Origin of the sequence: Actinomadura soli (genome assembly GCF_005889715.1) — a bacterium.
Classification (GTDB): domain Bacteria; phylum Actinomycetota; class Actinomycetes; order Streptosporangiales; family Streptosporangiaceae; genus Spirillospora; species Spirillospora soli.
On sequence record NZ_VCKW01000601.1, the window covers coordinates 1 to 777 of the forward strand.

The 777-nt window shown below is 75.7% G+C and carries 2 protein-coding genes; both read right to left on the reverse strand.

Annotation, left to right across the window (positions count from 1 at the left end; all coding sequences use genetic code 11):
• Positions 1–212: imidazolonepropionase-like domain-containing protein (locus ETD83_RS42090; protein WP_205718196.1), on the reverse strand; the 212-nt coding region annotated here is incomplete at its 3' end.
• On the reverse strand, positions 209–777 hold a 569-nt coding region (locus tag ETD83_RS43415; RefSeq protein ID WP_205718197.1), incomplete at its 5' end, for a hypothetical protein. The genes ETD83_RS42090 and ETD83_RS43415, both read right to left, overlap by 4 nt.

The following is a 777-nucleotide window of genomic DNA, read 5'->3' on the forward strand; positions in this document are numbered from 1 at the left end:
GGCAGCATCACGCCGTCGCCGAGGTCGACGTCCTCGGCGCCGGGGAACCGGTCGCGCAGGTCGCGCCGCGCGCCCACGGCGACGACGCGCTCGCCGAGGACGGCGACCGCCTCGGGCTCGCCGCCGTTCATGGTGATGATCCGGCGCGCCGAGAAGATCCTGGTCCGGGACGCCTCGACCGCGTCGGCGGGACGGGCGGCGTGCGGGCTCATACGAGTCCCGCCGGGTCGAGCAGCTTGAGCACGGGCACTCCGATCGTGGTGATGACGGTCATCGACATGACGCTGCCGATGAACGGATGGAAGTCGGCGGGCAGCCGCGCGGCGATCGCGCGGGCGAGCGGCGGACCGGCGGCGGCGCCGGTGACGGCCGCGAACAGGATCACCGGCCAGCCGCCCTCCATGACGATCACCGCGGCCGGGGCGAAGGACACCACCGGCACGAACGTCGGGTACCAGCCGTGCCGCCGCCATTGCCCGGCCCACAGCCACACGCCGAGGACGGCGGTGAGGATCTGCGCGGTGAGCAGGTCGGGGAACACCCCGCTGCCGTACGCCGGGCCCGCCGTGTTGACGGCCCAGGCCAGCACCGCCCCGCCGACCAGGCCGAGGGACGCCCACTCGTTGCCGTAGAACTGCGCCTCGCTGAAGTCGGCCAGCGCCCGGCGCGGCAGCCACCACCTCGGCAGCCCGTCGTCGCCCTCGGGACGGCGGTCGGGAACCGGATCGGGCTGGGCGTCGACCCCCTCGTCGGCCGGGCCCTCCGGCGGGGGCGGCG